This is a genomic window from Ascidiaceihabitans sp. (genome assembly GCF_039986515.1).
In the GTDB taxonomy this organism is placed as follows: Bacteria; Pseudomonadota; Alphaproteobacteria; order Rhodobacterales; family Rhodobacteraceae; genus Ascidiaceihabitans.
In genome coordinates, this window is the sequence record NZ_JBDWQO010000007.1 from 462,212 (window position 1) to 477,226 (window position 15,015).

Sequence of the window (15,015 nt, forward strand, 5' to 3'; positions counted from 1 at the left end):
GGGGTCTGGTGCGCGTCACTTAGTGCGCAATGCGTCATCACGCAAGCGTCAATGATATCCATCCTTACGAAAGGGGTTTTTAATTGCACATGTGCTACGAACACCTAAGTTGATGTCCAACCTATCAAAGGATTGAACCCATGCATCACGTCCGCCTTACACTTCACCGACTGTTTGCAGCCCTTGTCGCGTCATTGTGTGTTGCAGTTGCGGCCCAAGCTGCCGACCGCGCCCGATTGCAAGACTTTTTAGAGGTGACGGGGTTTGATGTTGCATTGGAAAGCATCAAGCTTTCGGCGGAAAGTGCGCCGCAAATGCTGGGCGCAGATGCGCAGGATTTCGGGTTTCAATGGACCGCTTTGACGGAACAGGTCTTTGACAAAAAGATCATGCATGGGCTTGCACTGGATATTCTTGGCGAAACGTTAAGCGATGATTTGCTGAACCACGCGGCGGCATTCTATGAAACGGATCTGGGCAAACGACTGGTCGCGGTGGAAAACGCATCACACTTGACGCAAGACGATGGATTGAAATCCGAAAGCGGTGAAGACATCGTGGCAGGCCTTTTGCGTATCGGCAGCCCGCGTTTGGAAATCCTGAAACGTATGAACCAGGCCAGCGACAGCGCAGGCACGGCCGTGCGTGCCATTCAAGAGGTGCAGGTGCGCTTTTTGATGGCGGCGGCGGCGGCGGGTGTGGTGGAATTGCGTATGGACGAAGCGGACCTGCGCGAAGCGTTCCGTGCAGATGAAGGCGAAATGCGCCGCAGCTTGCAAGTGTCTGCCTTGTCTGGTGCGGCCTATACCTATCAGGCGTTTTCAGATGCCGAAGTCGAAGCCTATACGCAAGCGTTGGAACATCCCGATATGCGTAAAGTCTATGATTTGATGAACGCCGTGCAATACGAAATCATGGCCAACCGCTTTGAGGCGCTGGCAGCCCGTATGAAGGGTTTGCAGCCCTCACAGGAGCTGTAAATGATGCGTCGTACGCTTCTGTCTGCCGCTATTTTGGTGTGGTCCGCACCTATGGCCTGGGCCGATGCACAGTTGACTGTGGCCCTCGACCGATTGCGTGTGGCGGACATGATCGGCATCATGCGCATCGAAGGGGCGGATTACGCGCAAGCGCTGAACACCGATTTTCTGGGCGGGCAGGGCGGCGGCCTTTGGGACGGGCAAATCCAGGACATCTACGATGCGGACCGTATGTATGAAACAGTACGCGGTGCGTTTGACGAAATGTCGGACCTGCATCTACAACAGATCAACCTGTTCTTCGGGTCTGAACTGGGATCGGAGATCATTGAACTGGAACTGGCGGCCAGACGCGCCATGATGGATGAAACCATCGAGGACATGGCAAAAGACGCGTATGAACAGGCTTTGGATGAGGATCCTATGCAAGTTAACCCGTTGAAAGACCTTGCCAGTGCCGGCGACATGATTGATCGCAATGTGACGGGTGCGCTGACGGCCAACTATCGCTTTTACCGCGGAATGGTCGACGGGGGGGCATTCGATATGACGGACGACGAAATGCTGGCGGAATCCTGGGCGCAAGAAGCAGATATACGCATTGAAACAGAGCTGTGGTTGATGGGGTATCTGATGCTAAGCTACCGGCCCTTGGACGAGCAGGATTTCCAAACGTATTTGGCGTTCACCCAAACGCCGGCAGGGCGGGCGTTGAATGCTGCGGTCTTTGACGGGTTCAACACGATGTATGCCGATATTTCCTATGCCTTGGGGCGGGCCGTTGCGTTGAACATGCAGGGCGCTGACCTGTAGGGGGATTTATAGGGGCAAAGCGCTTGACTTGGGGGGCGATCCGGTGCATTTGGCGGCTTCCATTGGGGGATACATCCCTCTTATTTATATGAACATCTCTAGCGGGATGCGCAGTCCGAGGCGGGTAAGTGCCCGAAAATGCTGGTGAAACAGCTGCCACAAGACGCGGTAAACACAAGGAAGACCCCATGTTCGCGGTCATGAAAACCGGCGGCAAACAGTACAAAGTTCAATCCGGAGATATTCTTCGCGTTGAAAAATTGGCTGCAAATGCTGGCGAAACAATCCAATTCAACGATGTATTGATGCTGGGCGGTGACAAGGTCACTGTTGGCGCACCTCTCATCGCTGGTGCAGGCGTGCAAGCCGAAGTGGTCGATCAGATCAAAGGCGAAAAGACGATCAATTTCGTCAAACGCCGTCGTAAGCACTCCTCCAAGCGCACCAAAGGCCACCGTCAAAAACTGACGCTTGTGAAAATCACCGAAATTCTCGCCTCTGGCGCAGACAAGTCCGGTGTTGCAGCAGCTGTTGGTGCAGGGTCCGTTGGCTCTGTTGCTTTGGCGGCAATCGACGCAAAATCACCTGCGGCCAACAAAGACCAGGTGAAAAAGCCATCCAAAGCAGCCCCCGCCGAAAAAGCTGAAGAGAAAAAGGCAGCGCCTAAGAAGGCCGCGCCCAAGAAAGCAGCCAAAGGCGCCGGCGACGATCTGTCCACCATTTCTGGTGTCGGTCCGGTCATCGTGAAAAAGCTGCACGCTGAAGGCGTTACAACATTCGCGCAAATCGCTGCGTGGACAGATGCCGACGTTGAAGCGATCGAAGAGAAACTGTCATTCAAAGGCCGCGTTGGCCGTGAAGAGTGGATCAAGCAAGCCAAAGAGCTGGCTCAAGGCTAAGGCCCCAAAATTCAGGAGAATTCCAAATGGCACACAAAAAAGCAGGTGGTTCATCCCGGAACGGTCGCGATTCAGCGGGTCGTCGTCTTGGCGTGAAAAAATATGGCGGCGAAGCTGTCATCCCAGGCAACATCATCGTCCGTCAACGCGGCACGAAGTTTTGGCCGGGCCAAGGCGTAGGCATGGGCAAGGATCACACGATCTTTGCAACAGTGGACGGCAACGTGACGTTCCACTCCGGCCTGAAAAACCGCAAATTCATCTCCGTGACACCGGTGGCCGAGGCCGCTGAATAAGCCGTACCCGGATTGAAAAGCATCAAAGGGATCGGCGGAAACGCCGGTCCCTTTTTCGTTTCATCCCTTTGTTGAATTTAGGATCTTTTCGTTGTGCAACACACCCTGACATCAGAACGCCTGATCTTGCGCCCGTTTGTGCCGCAGGATGCTGATGCTATCGTTGCAGCCCTCAATGATGCCGAAACCTGTCGCGGGCTGACAGTGGTGCCATATCCTTATACGAAACAGGATGCGGACCAGTTCATTTCAGAGGGTACGGCGCAGGCGTCTGCCGTGTGTTTGAAAGCCGGCCAGTTGATTGGTTGCATTGGGCTGGGTGCGCAATTGGGGTATTGGTTTGCAAAACCGCATTGGGGCAAAGGTTACGCCACTGAAGCCGCGCTTGCCGTTCTGGCAGATCATTTCGCCCACAGCGATACAGATGTGATGTCTGGCTATGTCGATGACAACTTCGCGTCGGCTGCGGTCTTGCGAAAATTGGGTTTTGTGGTTGTTGGCAACACAATGTTGCACATCCGCTCGCGTGGCATCGCGGTCCCGGCAAAGTCTGTATGCCTGACGCGAACACATTGGGAGGCACTGTCATGAGCGTGGCCATCGCATCCTTCGCCATTTTCGCGGCCAGCCAAGTGGGCACGCCCGGGCCTGCCAACATGGCGCTTCTGGCCACAGGGGCGCGGTATGGGTTTTACCGCGCGTTGCCTTTCATGCTGGGTGTCGCCTTTGGCAAACAGCTGATCATCTGGCCCATAGGGTTCGGTCTGATGGAATTGGCCGACCGTGCGCCGTTTGTTTTCACGGCCCTCAAATATGTGTCTGCCGCGTATATTATCCGGCTGGCGTGGAAAGTTGCAAATATGCGGTTGAACACGGCACAGGGACCGGGCAAGCCACCCGGTTTTGCCGCAGGGCTGATCGTGCATCCGCTTAATCCAAAGGCCTGGGCGATGATTGTGGGTGGCTTTACAGCATTTGTTGAGCCGGGCACGTCGGCCCTTTACGCGACTGCAACGATTGGGGCTGTATTGCTGGCGTGCCAGCTTTTGATGCATCCGTTCTGGACGCTTGGCGGGCATGTGATCGCGCACACCCTCGCAGGAACGCGCAGTGAACCCTATCTTATGTACACCCTTGCGGGCCTGACGGTCGCATCGGTGCTTTTCGTGCTGTTCGTAGGAGGAACATGACGATGGACGTTAATGAATTGGCGATGCAGCCGACGATAGAAACAGAACGCTTTGATCTGCGGCCTTTGCGGGTGTCGGACAAGGGGCTCATCGAGATGTACAGCAGCGACAAGCGTGTGGCGCATATGACAACCTCGATCCCGCATCCGTTGCCCCCCGGCACCACAGACGCCTTTGTGGCGCGGGCCATGAAAGACGACCGCGCCGAAGACATCTGGGTTATGGATGGCACCAAAGCGGATGGGGCCGAAGTGATGGGCGTGATTTCCTTGCAGCGTATGGATCGCAACCAGTCCGAAGTCGGCTATTGGGTGGCGCCGGCCTTTTGGAACACGGGGCTTGCGCGCGACGCAGTCGAGGCCTTGGTCAAAGCCAACCCGATGGGGCACGCCACAATGTTTGCATCCGTCTTCCAAGACAACGCAGCCTCCGCGCGCGTTTTGATCCATTGCGGCTTTGAATACCTCGGAGACGCCGAAAGTTTCTGCGTGGCGCGCGACTCGACTGTGCCCACATGGACCTACACCCATAAACTATAGATTGAGCCTGTGCGCGACACAGGTTAGGACGCATCCATGAAATTTCTTGATCTGTGCAAAGTATACATCCGCTCCGGTGCCGGAGGTGGCGGTTGCGTCAGCTTCCGGCGTGAAAAATACATCGAATACGGTGGCCCTGACGGTGGCGACGGTGGGACAGGCGGCTCGGTCTGGGCCGAAGCTGTGGATGGTCTGAACACGCTGATCGATTTCCGCTATCAACAGCACTTTTTCGCCAAGAACGGCATCCCCGGTATGGGACGCCAGCGCACCGGCGCTGATGGTGACGATATTATCCTGCGTCTGCCTGTGGGGACTGAGATTCTGGACGAAGATCAGGAAACCGTGATTGCTGATCTGACGGAACTTGGGCAACGTGTTCAATTGGCCAAGGGCGGCAATGGTGGGTTCGGCAACTTGCACTTTAAATCCGCCACCAACCAAGCGCCGCGTCGGGCAAATCCGGGCCAGGACGGGGTGGAACGTACGTTATGGTTGCGCCTGAAGCTGATTGCGGATGTGGGCTTGTTGGGACTACCCAATGCCGGCAAATCGACCTTTTTGGCAGCAACATCCAATGCACGCCCGAAGATTGCGGATTATCCGTTCACCACGTTGCACCCCAATCTTGGGGTCGTCGGCGTCGACAACACCGAATTTGTGGTTGCCGATATTCCGGGCCTGATCGAAGGCGCGTCCGAGGGGCGCGGGCTTGGGGATTTGTTCTTGGGGCACGTGGAACGCTGTGCTGTGCTGTTGCATCTGATTGACGGCACATCTGAATCCATCGGGCAGGACTATTCCACGATCATCAACGAACTTGAAGCCTATGGCGGCGAACTGGCTGACAAGCCACGCATCACGGTGCTTAACAAGATCGACGCATTGGACGATGACGAACGCGCCGAGGCCAAAGCCATTCTGGAAGCGGCCTCCGGTGGTCCTGTGATGATGATGTCCGGGGTCGCGCGGGAAGGGGTGACCGACGTGTTACGTGCCCTGCGCGGTGAAATTGACGACGATCGCTTGCGGCATCGTCCCGCGGAGGAGGCAGAGCCTTGGCGTCCGTAACATCCGCCAAACGGCTGGTTGTCAAAATTGGATCGGCCCTGCTGGTCGATAAAACCACCGGCGATTTGCGCCATGACTGGTTGCAGGGCTTGGCGCAGGACGTGGCGTGGTTAAGCGAAAATGGCACGCAGGTTGTGCTGGTGTCCTCGGGGTCTATCGCTTTGGGGCGCGGGGTTTTGGGATTGCCAAAGACTGACCTGCCGCTGGAACAATCACAAGCGGCAGCAGCGGTGGGCCAAATCCGGTTGGCACGCGCATATGAAGAAGCACTGGCACCTTACGGTATCACCGCAGCTCAGGTGCTGATGACGCTCGAAGACACCAGCGACAGACGCCGATACTTGAATTCGCGCGCCACATTCGAACAGTTGATTGGCTTTGGTGCAGTACCCATCGTGAACGAAAACGACACTGTGGCAACCGACGAAATCCGCTTTGGCGACAACGATCGTTTGGCGGCACAAATCGCCGCAACAATAGGGGCAGACCAACTTGTACTGTTGTCGGATGTGGACGGGTTCTATTCGGCGAACCCCGCCGATGACCCGACCGCTGTGCGCTACGATACAATTGACCATATCACACCCGAAATCGAGGCCATGGCGGGGGATGCCGGATCCGGGCTGTCTAAGGGTGGTATGAAAACCAAAGTTATGGCAGCCAAAACGGCAACGGCAGCGGGCTGCGCGATGGTGATTTGCGAAGGCTCTGCGCGGCGTCCGTTGACTGCGCTGGAAAATGGGGCGAACTGCACGTGGTTCACTGCGACACTGGACCCGCAAACGGCACGCAAACGCTGGATTGGCGCGATGAAGCCCAAGGGCAGCGTCATCTTGGACGCCGGTGCAGTAACGGCCCTGAAACGCGGCAACAGTCTTCTGCCCGCCGGCGTGCAAGGCAGTACAGGACGTTTCAAACGCGGTGACGCCGTGGCCATCCACGACGCGAACGGGCATCAGCTTGGCCTGGGATTGACCCGCTACACAGCTGAAGAAACCAATGTTATACAGGGCCATAAAAGCGCCGAAATCGAAACTCTGCTCGGCTATCCGGGACGGGCAGCACTCATTCATCGTGACGATATGGCACTGTGATCCCATCTTCATCTCGCCAAATAAACCTCCGCCGGAGGCTCCCCATGCCGGCAACAGGACCCAACACATGACCGACACTCAAGATATCAAAATCCTTATGGCGCAACTTGGCGCAGATGCGAAAGCGGCGGCTGGCGCATTGGCATCAGCCAGCGCGGAACGCAAACATGCTGCATTGATTTCGGCCGCAGACAACGTGTGGAATGCGCGGGCCTATATCATTACCGAAAACGCCAAAGACCTTGCATATGGTAAGGAAAAGGGGCTGTCGGATGCGATGATGGACCGGTTGATGCTGGACGAGGACCGCATTCAATCCATCGTCGACGGGCTGCGCAACATTGCCGAACAGGCCGATCCGGTGGGCGAGGTTATTGCCGAATGGACACAACCCACGGGGCTGAACATCAAGCGGGTCCGCACACCTTTGGGCGTGATTGGCGTGATCTATGAAAGCCGTCCCAATGTGACAGCGGATGCTGGCGCGCTGTGTCTTAAAGCCGGAAATGCGGTGATTTTGCGCGGCGGATCAGAAGGCTTCAATTCCTCACGCGCCATTCATGCGTGTCTGGTTCAGGGGTTGAAGGACGCGAACCTGCCCGAAGCGTCAATCCAGCTTGTGCCCACACGTGACCGCGCAGCCGTGCAAGAAATGCTGACCATGACCAACACCATCGACGTGATTGTGCCCCGTGGTGGAAAGGGATTGGTGGGACTGGTGCAAAAAGAAGCCCGCGTGCCGGTTTTTGCCCATCTGGAGGGCATTGTGCATATCTACGTGGATCAACACGCCGATCCCGCAAAAGTACTGAACGTGGTGTTAAACGCCAAAACGCGGCGTACAGGTATTTGCGGTGCTGCGGAATGTTTGTTGATCCATGAGGCTGTGGCCGACACAATCGGGCAGGGTATCGTGAAAGCGTTGGTCGATGCAGGTGTAGAAGTGCGCGCGGGCGCCAATCTGGCCAAGATCGCGGGAACTGTGCCCGCCGATGAAACGGACTGGGGCACAGAGTATCTGGATATGATAATCGCTGCGAAAACCGTAGGCAGCGTCGATGAAGCGATTGCCCACATCCGCCAGTATGGATCAAACCACACCGATTGCGTTCTTACCGAAGACCAAAACGTTGCGGACAGGTTTATGCAGCGTCTCGACAGCGCGATTTTGATGCACAATGCGTCGACCCAATTTGCTGATGGTGGCGAATTCGGTATGGGGGCCGAGATCGGTATCGCAACAGGTAAGATGCACGCGCGCGGCCCAGTGGGGGCAGCCCAATTGACCAGCTTCAAATATCTGGTGGTCGGAGATGGTACCACACGGGCGTGATGGCGTAAGCGTCAGAAGCTGATCTTGATGTCCTGATCGCCGATTGATGTGACCGGTGTGCGGTTTTCGTCCTGCGCCACCGCAGGAAGCAATGCGAACTGTACATGCGCAGGGGCCAAACTGTCTTCTGCGTCAGCGCCGTCCAGAAGACGCCACAGGGCCGTATCGATGTTCAGCTTGTCGGCTTTGCCGTGGATCATCCATTTGCCGTCGGTGCATGTGACTTCCAAACGTCCGCCGTAAGGCATGGCTGTCTCAGCGCATTGAATGGCCAGAAATGCCAAACGCACCATGCTGCGCGGTTGCGCATCCAATGGCCCCCAGGCCACTTTCATACGACTGCTGCGCATCACGTCATTCAAGACAGAAACGATTTCAGAGCGCCCTATTTCCTGATCGCTGGAGGCGCCATAAGCCACACGGAAAAACCGGATGCGTGCGCTGGCGTTGTCGACGCTTTCCGAGATCAAATCCAGCTCGGGGCCTTCATTGGCAGCAGCCCCTGTCATGCCCAACAATTCCAACCCATTGTTGATTGCCCCGATTGGCGATATGAGATCATGGCAAATGCGGCTGCCGATCAATGCGGCAAGGTTGACTGTGCTATGCCCCATTGGATGTTCCAATGCGAAACTGTGGGAGGCGATAAAGGGATATGGAAGATCTAAATGCCATTTTGGCTCCCGGTATGTTGGTCAGGCACCCTGATCATAGTGATTGGGGCACCGGGCAGGTTCAAAGCAACATCTCGGGTCGTGTGACTGTGAATTTTCGCCATCAAGGCAAAATCACAATCGACAGTTCCAGAGTGCCGCTGGTTCCCGTATTTGATGGATCAACATAGTTTCCGAAAGATTAACGGGACGTGTGATCTACAAGTTTATCCTAATTAATTCAGGTTGTGAACTATCTCTTATTCTACTTATACGCGAAATTCACAAATGCATACCCCTAAGTTTCGCACAGCGTTTGCTAAAACCCCCAACGACCTGCGCTTGGCGCAGAGATTGCGGTATGACGTGTTCGTGGCAGAGCTGGGCGGCACGGGCCCAATGGTCGATCATGACAACAAACTGGAAAAAGACGGCTTTGATCCGGTATCAGACCATCTTTTGCTGTTTGACGATGCTTTGGGGGGGGCCGTCGTGGGGGTGTACCGCTTGATGTCACGTGATCAAGCCCGCAGCGCCGGACAGTTTTATTCGCAGGCCGAATACGATCTTGCCCCGCTGTTGCGATCAGATCAGAAGGTGCTTGAACTGGGCCGATCCTGCTTGCACCCGGACCACCGCGGTGGTGCCGCGATGATCCACCTGTGGGGCGCACTGGCGGACTACATTGCACGTCATAGCATTGACATTCTGTTTGGTGTGGCCAGTTTCCATGGCATTGATGTCACCCGTCTTGCGGCGCCTTTGTCTTTGCTGCACCACCGCCATTTGGCACCACAAAAGCTGCGTGTGCGGGCGCAGGCAGACGCCTTTCAAACGATGAATCTGATCTCTGAACCTGCGTTGGACAGACGTGCGGCTATGGTTGATATGCCTGCGTTGATCAAAGCCTATTTGCGTTTGGGTGGCGTCGTCGGGGAAGGCGCGTATATTGACCGGCAGTTTAACACCACGGATGTTTTTATGATGATGGACACACGTAAAATCAATGCAAAGCACGCGCGTTTATATGCGCGCACAGATGTCAAAGGACCCGCATCATGACCGTCAGCTGGAGCGACGGGCAAGAGCCCGAGCCAAAGACCTTTGGCATGGCCGACAAGCTGCGTGTGGTGCGGCGCGGTATCCTCATTATTGCGGTGATTCTTGTGTCGTTGTTGGCCCTGATTGTCTTGCGCTTGCCGGAACGCGCGTTTTATGGCCGTCGTCGCCCGTTGACCCCTTACATTGTGCAGTTTGTGTGCCGCACGTCATTGTTTGTCCTTGGTATCAAAATCACGCAACACGGGCAGCCCATGACGCAGGCAGGGGCGGTGGTGTCAAACCACACCAGTTGGTTGGACATTCTGGTGCTAAACGCCGAACAACAGGTGTTTTTTGTCTCCAAGGACGAAGTCGCCAACTGGCCGGGCATCGGTGTTCTGGCGCGTGTTACGGGCACAATGTTTGTTGTGCGCGACCGTGCGCATGCGGACAAGCAAACCGCGATGTTGACGCGACGGCTGAAGGCAGGGCACCGCATGCTGTTTTTCCCTGAAGGCACCAGCACGGACGGGCTGCGGGTGTTGCCGTTCAAACCGACGTTGTTCGAGGCTTTTCTGGCACCTGGCCTGCCGGACGAGACCTATATCCAATGCATTTCGGCAGTGTTTCATGCGCCGCCGGGTGAAGATCCGCGGTTCTATGGCTGGTGGGGTGATATGTCGTTTGGCACGCATCTGTTGATGACTTTGGCGCAAAAGCAGCAAGGTTCGGTGGAAATTACCTATCACCCGCCCACCAAGGTTTGGGATCATGGGGGGCGCAAAGCGCTGGCTGCGTTCTGCGAAGCTGAAGTGCGATCGGTGCACCACCGCAAACACCGCGCGATCGAAGATCAGGCCGCAGTGATGTCGAAGTGAACACGCGGCAGGGCGGTGCCAACAGCGGCGCCCGCCATTTCGATACTGCCTTCACCTGTGAGCGCTACGGTTTGACGGCGGATGAAAAAATCGATCGTTGATCCGAAGGTCAACGAACACCCCCCCGCAGAACGGTCAGTAAATTCCACCAGACCACCGCGCACTGTCATTGTGGCATGCACCCGTGAAATCCACGGCTCTGCGATAACAATGGTGCATTCAGGGGATCGTCCGATTTTGATCTCTTCGCCTTCGCGCAGGGTGTGCGTTTTGCCATCAAACCGCAATGTCACAACGGCACCTGTTTCTGTGGCGCGGCGTTTCAGGTTCAGCATCTCGGGTTGTGCGACAAGGCGGGTCATGCCGTCTTCATCTGGGGCCAGCAGGGCGTAAATCTCTGTTGGCACTTCGGTGCCTTTCAACGTCATTTCCCCCATGGGGCGCAGCTCAGAGGCCTGACTGGGTGCGATCTTGTCGACAAATGTGCCGCTTAACAAAACTTCGTTGTCTTTGGACCGGCCAGACAAGCGGGCGGCCACATTGACAGCCCCCCCAAACAATTCGGTGCCACGCCACAAAACGGTGCCGTAATGCAAGCCACCATGGACAGACACAGAGCCCGCGGTGCCATAGTCCAGAATTTCTTTGGCCGCGATCAACGCACGATCCGCGTTTTCAAACAGGCACAGCACATCATCGCCTTTGGTGCGGACAAATTCGCCGCCACGGCGGTTGGCGATTTCCAGCATGCCCTCGACACAATCGTGGACCATCTGGCTGGCGCGTTCATCACCATGTTGTTCATAAAGCGGGGTGCTGCCTGACACGTCACACAGCAAAATTGCGCGATCCACACTCATTGCTCAAGCAATCCTTCACAGTTGTGGCGCAAAATACGCGCCCTAAAGTCATTAAAACCAATGCATCAACTATACGCGTCATGCAGGTTTTCGCCAAGATACAAGACTGGGACAAACAAGGGTTGCGACACAGGGTTTTCCATACCTTTTGACGCCTAAGGTGTGTTTGACCATGTACAGATGCTGATCCATGATGGGGAAAATTCGTATTTTCGGCCTGCGCCACAACCATAGCGCGTTGTTTTGGATGGCGATTCGCATAGGATCCGGTGTGTGGTGCTTTAAATCCCGCAATAACGCCTTGCCGTGCAGGCAAATCCCGCTTATACGCGCGGCACTTAAACCCGCAGTCGGGGTTATCGGGCCTTGGGACAGACATCCCCCAACGTCCACCGGTTGATGCAATCGCATCTTCCCCCGACGAGGCGAAAACCGGAAAGGTAAAGACAACATGGCTCTTCCTGAGTTCACCATGCGCCAATTGCTTGAAGCAGGCGTACACTTTGGTCACCAAACACAACGCTGGAACCCGCGTATGGGCACGTATATTTACGGCGCACGCAACGGCATCCACATCATGGACCTGACACAAACAGTGCCCATGCTGGACCAAGCGCTGGAAGTGATCCGCAACACAGTCGCCAAAGGTGGCAGCGTGTTGTTTGTTGGCACAAAACGTCAAGCGGCACAGCCTATCGCTGATGCAGCTGAAAAATGCGCACAGTACTACATGAACCACCGCTGGTTGGGCGGCACATTGACCAACTGGCAAACCGTGTCCAAATCCATCCAGCGTCTGAAAAACATCGACGAGCAATCCGAGATGGGCTTTGAGGGCTTCACCAAAAAAGAACGTCTGGGCATGGAACGTGACCAGGGCAAATTGCAGGCGTCTTTGGGCGGCATTCGCGAAATGGGCGGTCGTCCTGACCTGATCTTCGTGATCGACGTGAAAAAAGAGGCATTGGCCATCGCGGAAGCCAACAAACTGGGTATTCCGGTTGTGGCTGTTGTCGACACCAATTGCTCTCCTGATGGCATCGACTACATCATTCCAGGCAACGATGACGCGGCACGCGCCATCGCTTTGTACACAGACCTTGCAGCACGTGCGGCACTTGACGGCATGTCCGCTCAATTGGGTGCAGCTGGCGTTGATCTGGGCGCAATGGAAGAAGCACCTGTCGAAGAAGCCGTAGCTGAAGAAGCTGCAGCGGAAGCGCCTGCGGAAAGCTAAGCTTTCATACAGTTGATACATGAGACGGGCAGGGGTCCGTCTCAGACCCAAACTCTTATCTAGGAGAACATTGATGGCTATTACAGCAGCAATGGTAAAAGAACTGCGCGACAGCACTGGCGCAGGCATGATGGACGCGAAAAAAGCGTTGACCGAGAACGATGGCGACATGGAAGCGGCGGTTGATTGGCTGCGCACCAAAGGTTTGGCCAAAGCGGCCAAAAAATCTGGTCGTACAGCAGCTGAAGGTCTTGTGGCCGTTAAAGTTGAAGGCGGCAAAGGCGTTGCGGTTGAAGTGAACTCTGAAACCGACTTCGTTGGCAAAAACGCTGACTTCCAGAAGATGGTTGCAGGCATCGCAGACGTTGCGATCAACACATCCGACATCGACGCGCTGAAAGCGGCTGACATGGATGGCAAATCCGTTGAGCAGACCGTGACAGACGCTGTCGCAGTTATCGGCGAAAACATGTCCGTGCGTCGCATGGCCGTGCAAGAAGGCAGCACCGTGGTGTCTTACGTGCACAACGCGGCGGCACCCGGCATGGGCAAAATCGGCGTTCTGGTTGCCATGGACGGCGGCGACGAAGCGTTTGGCAAACAGGTCGCGATGCACATTGCAGCTACAAACCCTCTTGGCATGACCGAGGAGGACGTTTCCTCTGACATCGTCGCTCGCGAAAAGGCCGTGTTTGTTGGTCAAGCGACTGAAGAAGGCAAATCTGAAGCTGGCATTGAAAGCTGGTCGAACAAGCAGGTGGCAAAGTTTATCAAAGAGAATACTTTGGCGAACCAGAAGTTTGTAATCAATCCAAAGCAGACCGTGTTCGGTGCTGCCAAAGAGGTTGGAGCAACCATCACGGGTTACGTGCGTCTCGAAGTGGGCGAAGGCATCGAAGTTGTCAAAGAAGACTTCGCGGCTGAAGTTGCGAAAGCTGCTCAAGGGTGAGCTTCACCTGATAACGTATTGAAAAGGCGTCTCAATCACTGAGGCGCCTTTTTTCTTTTGTGCAGGCAGATTATGAAAACCAACCGTGATAATCTTGTTGGCAGTCTTTGGATGATCGCTGCGATGGCAGGTTTCGCCGTCGAGGACAGCTTAGTAAAAGCGGCCACGAAAACTTTGCCAGTGGCGCAGGTTTTGGTCCTTTTCGGGTTGGGCGGGGCGCTGGTGTTTGCGTTGAATGCCTTTCGCCTTAAAGATCCGTTGTTTTCCAAAGCTGTGATATCGCCGCCCATGTTGGTGCGGGTGTGCTTTGAAATCACCGGTCGATTGTTTTACGTGCTTGCCTTGGCCTATGCGTCCCTGTCTTCCGCAACAGTCATTTTACAAGCGACGCCATTGGTCGTCATTGCCTTTGCGGCTTTGTTTATGGGCGAAACGGTAGGATGGCGGCGGTGGACTGCTATTTTTATGGGGCTGTTGGGGGTGTTGGTGATCTTGAACCCCAGCGCTGACAGTTTCACATGGGCCTCCCTTTTGGCGGTGGTCGGCCTTTTGGGGTTTGCGGGGCGCGATCTGGCGTCACGGGCAGCCCCTGCGTCCCTAAGCACGTCGGTGTTGGGGGTATACGGGTTCATGGCTGTTGCCGTGGCAGGGGGGCTTTATTTCCTGTGGGAAGGGCGCGGTGCAGTGGCGCTTTCCTCCGTGGTTGCATGGACCATGACGGGCGCTGTCGGGGCTGGTGTTCTGGCATATGCGTGCCTGATGAAAGCCATGCGCACAGGTGAAGTTGCGGCTGTCACACCGTTTCGCTACACGCGGTTGTTGTTCGGGATCGCCGCCGCAGTGTTCTGGTTTGGCGAAACGATTACGGCCAACATGGTTGTTGGATCAGGTCTGATTGTGTTGTCCGGGCTTTTCATTTTGATGCGCGGCGCCAGTAAAAAGGCGGCGTAGTCATCGGGCGGCCAACGGCTGCGCGAACCGCGACACACAAAGGAAAAACGGCGGGGTCGCACTCACACAACCCCACCGTCCTTGCCCCGTTTTTGCACGTCCAAAGCCACGGGGATGAGACGCGGGACATGTGCAATAAATCGACCCAGATGCATACGTTACGCACATCTGGGCCGGGGTCCGGGATTTACCGGGCGAGGTAGATTAACTTGTAATTGCAAGCGTCTTCCC

At 55.7% G+C, this 15,015-nt stretch carries 18 protein-coding genes; 16 read left to right on the forward strand and 2 right to left on the reverse strand.

What is annotated here, in order from left to right; translation table 11 throughout:
• Window positions 1–140: 140 nt before the first annotated feature.
• The 10 genes from ABJL60_RS04930 (at window position 141) to ABJL60_RS04975 (ending at window position 8,215) form a co-directional block, all read left to right on the forward strand.
• Window positions 141–980: a DUF2059 domain-containing protein gene (locus ABJL60_RS04930; RefSeq protein ID WP_348375106.1), complete on the forward strand. Its 840-nt coding sequence runs from the start codon at window positions 141–143 to the stop codon at window positions 978–980.
• Window positions 981–1,793 carry a hypothetical protein gene (locus ABJL60_RS04935; RefSeq protein ID WP_348375108.1) on the forward strand — a complete coding sequence of 271 codons (813 nt, stop codon included), beginning with the start codon at window positions 981–983 and terminating at the stop codon, window positions 1,791–1,793.
• A gap of 188 nt (window positions 1,794–1,981) precedes the next feature.
• Window positions 1,982–2,692 carry a 50S ribosomal protein L21 gene (locus tag ABJL60_RS04940; protein WP_348375110.1) on the forward strand — a complete coding sequence of 237 codons (711 nt, stop codon included), beginning with the start codon at window positions 1,982–1,984 and terminating at the stop codon, window positions 2,690–2,692.
• Window positions 2,693–2,718: 26 nt separating this feature from the next.
• Window positions 2,719–2,988 (forward strand): 50S ribosomal protein L27, encoded by a 270-nt coding sequence (gene rpmA, locus ABJL60_RS04945; protein WP_108828559.1) that lies wholly within the window; start codon window positions 2,719–2,721, stop codon window positions 2,986–2,988.
• A 93-nt stretch (window positions 2,989–3,081) separates the two neighbouring features.
• Entirely contained in the window at window positions 3,082–3,579 is a 498-nt protein-coding gene (locus ABJL60_RS04950; protein ID WP_348375112.1) for a GNAT family N-acetyltransferase, read from the forward strand.
• Window positions 3,576–4,178 carry a LysE family translocator gene (locus ABJL60_RS04955; RefSeq protein WP_348375114.1) on the forward strand — a complete coding sequence of 201 codons (603 nt, stop codon included), beginning with the start codon at window positions 3,576–3,578 and terminating at the stop codon, window positions 4,176–4,178. Before ABJL60_RS04950 ends, ABJL60_RS04955 begins: the two co-directional genes overlap by 4 nt.
• 2 nt (window positions 4,179–4,180) lie before the next feature.
• Window positions 4,181–4,717, forward strand: a complete 537-nt coding sequence (locus ABJL60_RS04960; RefSeq protein ID WP_348375367.1) for a GNAT family N-acetyltransferase — start codon at window positions 4,181–4,183, stop codon at window positions 4,715–4,717.
• Window positions 4,718–4,753: 36 nt separating this feature from the next.
• Window positions 4,754–5,788: a GTPase ObgE gene (gene obgE / locus ABJL60_RS04965; RefSeq protein WP_108828555.1), complete on the forward strand. Its 1,035-nt coding sequence runs from the start codon at window positions 4,754–4,756 to the stop codon at window positions 5,786–5,788.
• Window positions 5,776–6,882, forward strand: coding sequence for a glutamate 5-kinase (gene proB / locus ABJL60_RS04970; protein WP_348375116.1), 1,107 nt, complete (start codon window positions 5,776–5,778; stop codon window positions 6,880–6,882). The genes obgE and proB overlap by 13 nt, the downstream gene beginning before the upstream one ends.
• A 67-nt stretch (window positions 6,883–6,949) precedes the next feature.
• Entirely contained in the window at window positions 6,950–8,215 is a 1,266-nt protein-coding gene (locus ABJL60_RS04975) for a glutamate-5-semialdehyde dehydrogenase (RefSeq protein ID WP_348375118.1), read from the forward strand.
• 11 nt (window positions 8,216–8,226) lie between these two features.
• Here ABJL60_RS04975 and ABJL60_RS04980 read toward each other — a convergent pair whose 3' ends face one another.
• Entirely contained in the window at window positions 8,227–8,829 is a 603-nt protein-coding gene (locus ABJL60_RS04980) for a histidine phosphotransferase family protein (protein WP_348289215.1), read from the reverse strand.
• Window positions 8,830–8,870: 41 nt separating this feature from the next.
• Here ABJL60_RS04980 and ABJL60_RS04985 point away from each other — a divergent pair, with 41 nt between their 5' ends.
• The 3 genes from ABJL60_RS04985 to ABJL60_RS04995 all read left to right on the forward strand — a co-directional run bounded on the left by ABJL60_RS04985 (window position 8,871) and on the right by ABJL60_RS04995 (window position 10,787).
• Window positions 8,871–9,059 (forward strand): DUF3553 domain-containing protein, encoded by a 189-nt coding sequence (locus ABJL60_RS04985; RefSeq protein ID WP_108828551.1) that lies wholly within the window; start codon window positions 8,871–8,873, stop codon window positions 9,057–9,059.
• A 97-nt stretch (window positions 9,060–9,156) separates the two neighbouring features.
• Window positions 9,157–9,930, forward strand: coding sequence for a GNAT family N-acyltransferase (locus tag ABJL60_RS04990; RefSeq protein WP_348375120.1), 774 nt, complete (start codon window positions 9,157–9,159; stop codon window positions 9,928–9,930).
• Entirely contained in the window at window positions 9,927–10,787 is an 861-nt protein-coding gene (locus ABJL60_RS04995) for a lysophospholipid acyltransferase family protein (RefSeq protein ID WP_348289210.1), read from the forward strand. The genes ABJL60_RS04990 and ABJL60_RS04995 overlap by 4 nt, the downstream gene beginning before the upstream one ends.
• On the opposite strand, the gene ABJL60_RS05000 is transcribed toward ABJL60_RS04995, so the two are convergent.
• The gene (locus tag ABJL60_RS05000) at window positions 10,763–11,647 is read right to left on the reverse strand and encodes an adenylate/guanylate cyclase domain-containing protein (protein ID WP_348289208.1); all 885 of its coding nucleotides are present in this window, start codon (window positions 11,645–11,647) and stop codon (window positions 10,763–10,765) included. The two genes, ABJL60_RS04995 and ABJL60_RS05000, sit on opposite strands and share 25 nt — an antisense overlap.
• A 451-nt stretch (window positions 11,648–12,098) precedes the next feature.
• Here ABJL60_RS05000 and rpsB point away from each other — a divergent pair, with 451 nt between their 5' ends.
• From rpsB to ABJL60_RS05015, 3 genes are all read left to right on the forward strand, one after another.
• Window positions 12,099–12,884, forward strand: a complete 786-nt coding sequence (gene rpsB / locus ABJL60_RS05005; protein WP_108828547.1) for a 30S ribosomal protein S2 — start codon at window positions 12,099–12,101, stop codon at window positions 12,882–12,884.
• 73 nt (window positions 12,885–12,957) lie between these two features.
• On the forward strand, window positions 12,958–13,833 hold the full coding sequence (gene tsf / locus ABJL60_RS05010) for a translation elongation factor Ts (RefSeq protein WP_348289206.1): 876 nt from the start codon (window positions 12,958–12,960) through the stop codon (window positions 13,831–13,833).
• Between the two features lie 72 nt (window positions 13,834–13,905).
• Window positions 13,906–14,784, forward strand: a complete 879-nt coding sequence (locus ABJL60_RS05015) for a DMT family transporter (protein WP_348375121.1) — start codon at window positions 13,906–13,908, stop codon at window positions 14,782–14,784.
• The last annotated feature ends 231 nt before the right edge of the window (window positions 14,785–15,015 follow it).